This is a genomic window from Dehalococcoidia bacterium (assembly GCA_028711995.1).
GTDB lineage: Bacteria > Chloroflexota > Dehalococcoidia > SZUA-161 > SpSt-899 > JAQTRE01.
Window position 1 is genome coordinate 1 of record JAQTRE010000180.1, and the last position, 4,705, is coordinate 4,705.

The window sequence follows — 4,705 nt, forward strand, 5'->3', positions numbered from 1 at the left end:
TCTTGGGATCGCCCTTGACCGACTCGCGGGCTCAGGCCAAGGCTTAAATTGAAGGTCGAGGCAGTAACAGCGACGGACCAAAATGACCAAGGGGCTTGACAAAGAACCCCTCATAGAAGGTTCCTTAGATGAAGTGTTCCTCCAGATCGCGCTGCAATCGATCAGGACCGCAGGCATGACGCGTCCGTTTATGCCCTGCCTTAATCTCAAGCTCCAGCCGCGCCTCCTCCCGGGCTCGCTTCGTCCGAGCCAGTTCCATCTCTATTTCGGTCAAAGGCTGCTGTGTCTTGCCCCCCTCTCCCAGATTTCCCGCCTTATAAGCTTTTACCCAATTCCCCATTGTCGATGGCGGTAATGACCACCTCCGCGCAGCCTCTGACAGCCACACATTCCCTTCCGTTACAAGCTTCACCGCTTCTTCCCGCAACTCCTTCGTGTACCCTCCTCGCGGAATCCCCTTCATCTGAACGACTCCGCCTCCCTATTCCATCCAACTTTGGCGGCAACTTTTTTCGCTTCAATTCGGGCGCCGAGAAAATTATCGTACGAAATGATCGTATAGAATGATCGACCAAGACTTTTGGACGGGGTGTTTACCAGTCCTTACGGGCGTTGTTCTACTCAAGTTGCAGGAGTTATTGTAACTATAAGTTCTGGCCATTGCGTTATTCTGATAGCAAGGGGGGTGACCAAAAGTACGGGATATCTGGAATCCAGGATATGCCCGCGGGACTTTCATCAAAAAGTATTCGGTTTCCCGGAATGCGGCTGCTGATATTCATCACTTCAAGAGAAGAAATTTGCATACCAGAAAAACGTTTCCCTCAGCGGGAGGAAAGGAGTAGTCTGTAATCTATATAGCAAATTCCAGTAAAAACGGCTTTAGTTTCGACCGGCACTGTTGAGCCATCAAGCGAAAAGGGGGTAATGATGATAGGAAAGATTCTGTTAAGTATCTGGGACTTTACCGAAAAAAGGGTAAAGTGGGTATTACTCATTGCGGCCATCCTGCTGGTTGTCGCCCTTATCGGAGCCAGCCAGGTGAGCACTTCTAATGGTTATGGAGACTACATTCCCAAGGGCACCCAGACTTATGATGACATCTACAAACTGGATGAGAATTTCAGCAACGATCAGTTCATTGTCCTTCTTGAGGGTGACAACCTCTCTCAGATATTGAGTGACAAGAATCTGGCGGCGATGAAGTATTTCGATGACTACTTCACCGGGAAGCCGAACGTGCAGTTCGTTATCACACCTGAGTTCATTATCAACATGATGAAGACCTCAGCAATGGCCAAAAACCCTCAGGCTGCCGATGCTAAATCGAACGAATCTTGGCTGATCGATCCTGCAACAGGGCAGCTGAGCAGGCAGGGAAAAGGTGTCTTCTGGAATCCCCAAAATGGCCGTATGGTACTGGGTCTTGTAGGAGGCCTTGAGCACGACCAAATTCACGACTTCCTTGTAGAGGCGAGGAAAGTCGTCAAGGAAGCCGGTTTTGAGAACGTCACCGCAACGGTCACTGGTAACCCTACCTTTATGGATTATGAGCAAACGGAAACCCCAAAGACCATTAGCAAGATTATGATGATTGCCGGCATCGGCATGATCCTCGTCCTGGCAGTGCTGTTCAAGACTCGTGGTTCCTTCCCCTGGCGTTGGCTCTCTCTGGGCCTAGTTTTGATTGGTGTGATTTATACTATGGGCATCATGGGATTCATAGACTTGAAAATCACCGTGGTTTCCATGGCAGTATATCCCATATTGCTCGGGTTGGGGGTAGACTATTCCGTCCAAGTCCACAACCGTTATGATGAGGAGCAGCGAAAAGGATTGTCATCCGCGCAAAGCGTGAGAAATACCCTCGAACACATCGGCCCTCCCCTCGTCATAGCCATGATGGTTGCCTGTGCTGGTTTCGCCGCGGTATTTTTTGCCAAAACCCCCATGGTGCAAAGCTTCGGCAAAATGCTGATCCTTGGCGTCGGCGTATGCCTGGTGGTTACATTCATGCTCTTGATTCCTATCCTCTACCTGAAGGATCGACGTCACGACGCTACCAACAAGCCCGATGAGCGAACGGCGACATGGATTGACAATCTCGCTTCATTCATTGCTCACAAAGCAACTAGGTTTGCCATCCCTATCGTCTTGATCGGCATAGGGTTTGCTGTTTTCGGCTGGACTCAAGAGTCTGGTCTAGAGGGCGACATTGGATACAAGAGCTACTTATCTCCCAAACTTGACGTAACCAAGAATCTCACCAAATTAAGCGTGCTGGCTGGAGGGACCAGCCCCGCGGACATGTTGATCACGGCCGATAACGTGCTTGAGCCAGAAATCCTGCAATGGATGGCTGACTCAGAGAAAAGCTTCCTTGTGAATAATCGCCCCAACGATCCAGACAATCCTGGACATTATTCGGCCGCGGCATCAGGAATAGCTGACTTCTTTGTGAGCACATTCGGGGCGTTGCCTACAGATTCGGCGTCGGCACAAGCCATGCTGGAGCAGGTGCCCCACAGGTTGTGGGTCAATTACGTCTCCGCCGATTTCAAGCAAGCTCACATCGGTCTGACTAGCAGTTCGCCGGAAGCTAAGGAAAAGGGTGTCTTTCTTGCAGATGCCAGAAGAGAATTTGGCAATCCACCCGATGGAGTCACTTCTGTGGTGTCGGGCAACGGGCTGCTGACCGACAGAACAGGACGTGATCTGGCAGATAGCCGAGGGAAGTTGACATGGATTGGGGTAGTCTTCATCTTCGTGATGCTGCTGTTTCTTTTCAAGGGTCGAGTTTTGAGAGTTATCGTGGCCACGTTGCCCATTCTCATGATCCTCGGTTGGTCCACAGCAGTGATGTGGGCCAAGGGTCTGAATGTGACCACAATGCTAGCATTAATGCCTGCCCAAGTTATGGGAATTGGAGTGGAGTTCACCGTCCTGCTGCTAATGCGTTACTACGAGGAGCGGGATAAAGGAGGAACACCTATGGATTGCATGGTCACGGCCATGAGCCGGATCGGGCGCGCCATCCTTATCTCAGGATTGATGGTCATGCTGGGCTTTGGATCGTTGTGGTTCGCATTCAATTTCCCATTTCTGAGTCAATTCGGATGGATCACGGTTATCGACATGACTTTGGTTATAATAAGTACATTGGTTGTTCTGCCCGCTATGGTGGTCTATTTTGACACTTGGCGCGAACGCCGGACAGCATCCGTATCTAAACAATCCGCTTGATGAGATATCAGGCCCGCAAATGTCGCCCTGACGTTTGCGGGCCTGTATGTCTCATATTCCTCTTCCAGATTAGGCCGCCGCTTGATATTCAAGACGCTCTCTCTGAACCAGTCACTGCGGCGGAACCGGGACTGACTCCCATAATGATCCCTGTTTAGCTGCTAAAACGGTGCACCGACTCCATTTCGCATGCACAACCTTGCCATGACCGATGATGGTTTAACCGTCAGAGTAGAAGAGTTTTCGGGAGCTATGACCGAATTCTGAACGTGCCAATCGTTCAGTGGAGGCATGGAAGAAATATCAGTCGACACTCCAAAATCCCCATCAGAAACATCTGGCACCACGTGACCACTGAGTTTCTAAATGTGCTCTTGAATATCGACGCGGAGACCTAATTTTGTCAGCTGCTCCTTGATTGCAGTGAGCTTGCTCACATCCTCGGTATCCAGATGGACATATAGATCCTTAATGTTTGCCTCTGGCTTACCAGCGGTATATTCGGTCTTTACCGCGACTCTCTCCTTTTTCACAATCTGCATGACTTCGCAGATAGTATCCGGAGTCCCCGCTTCATATACGATGATGCGTTTGCCGCTCTCATTAATGCCCAACAACGGGTTGAGTATCTTATAGAAGTAATCATTCGCTGTAAGGATGCCTACCACCTTACCATCTTCCACCACTGGAGTTGCGCCTACATGATGCCTCTGCGCAATGGTGGCTGCAGCCTCAGCAGTCATATCCGGAGTAACGGTTACCAGTGATGTTTTCATAACTTTTCTAACCGTTATTCTGGCCAACAGGTAGCTGATGTCCCATAAATTTAACGTGGTGACCGCAGGCAGCGCGGCCCTCTGCAGGAGAGTTTTTGTCACGATGCCCACAAGCATGCTCTTATCCACAACCGGAAGCCGCTCGAAGTTGTGTGCTTCCATGATCTTTCTGGCGTCCATGATCGTCGTCTCGCTGGATACAGTTACCACATTTGTCGTCATAATGTCTCTCACTAACATATGCTTCCCCCCTTGTTTTTCAGAGAATGCAGTCGTCAATAGGGTTGAGGAGAATTCGACAGAGTCTGCAAGGGCCCATGAACATAGCCCATAAAAACACGTCTTTCAGGTCCTTGTGATTTGCCTATGGATACTCTAGATCAGGTTCCAGCCAAGTATAACACAAACTCCGATTCGGGTGTAGCCAAAGGCAACAAGATTTGAGTCTCGATTTGAAGCCTATGCAAAAGAGCCTCAAGCGGGAGTACCGTGGCCCCTGATCCCGTGAGAGGTTGTGAAATCTGCGCTCCTCGTCGGCGAGGCAATCTCTTGTTTGTTGAGGAATCTCTGAATAAGTTGGCCAAGAAACCGAACTGGCGCAATTTCCTACGTAAAATAGCGTTTATTGGCGATTATTCTGTGGTTTCGCCCTCTGAACAACCCCCTAATCATCAGCAAGTCCTTGC

At 49.9% G+C, this 4,705-nt stretch carries 3 protein-coding genes; 1 reads left to right on the top strand and 2 read right to left on the bottom strand.

Translation table 11 applies throughout. The features are described from left to right. Positions 1-124 precede the first annotated feature (124 nt). Positions 125-463: a transposase gene (locus PHV74_14970; GenBank protein MDD5095657.1), complete on the bottom strand. Its 339-nt coding sequence runs from the start codon at positions 461-463 to the stop codon at positions 125-127. 464 nt (positions 464-927) lie between these two features. Between PHV74_14970 and PHV74_14975 the strand changes: the two genes are divergently transcribed. After that, a complete protein-coding gene (locus tag PHV74_14975; GenBank protein MDD5095658.1) occupies positions 928-3,243 on the top strand; it encodes an MMPL family transporter in 2,316 nt (771 codons plus the stop codon). A gap of 362 nt (positions 3,244-3,605) precedes the next feature. Here PHV74_14975 and PHV74_14980 read toward each other — a convergent pair whose 3' ends face one another. Then, entirely contained in the window at positions 3,606-4,259 is a 654-nt protein-coding gene (locus PHV74_14980) for a CBS domain-containing protein (protein MDD5095659.1), read from the bottom strand. Positions 4,260-4,705: the final 446 nt, after the last annotated feature.

What these genes read in the sequence shown, in the direction of transcription:
- PHV74_14975 (MDD5095658.1), top strand. Translation starts at nt 928, where the DNA reads ATGATGATAGGAAAGATTCTGTTAAGTATCTGGGACTTTACCGAAAAA.
- PHV74_14970 (MDD5095657.1), bottom strand. Translation starts at nt 463, where the DNA reads ATGAAGGGGATTCCGCGAGGAGGGTACACGAAGGAGTTGCGGGAAGAA.
- PHV74_14980 (MDD5095659.1), bottom strand. Translation starts at nt 4,259, where the DNA reads ATGTTAGTGAGAGACATTATGACGACAAATGTGGTAACTGTATCCAGC.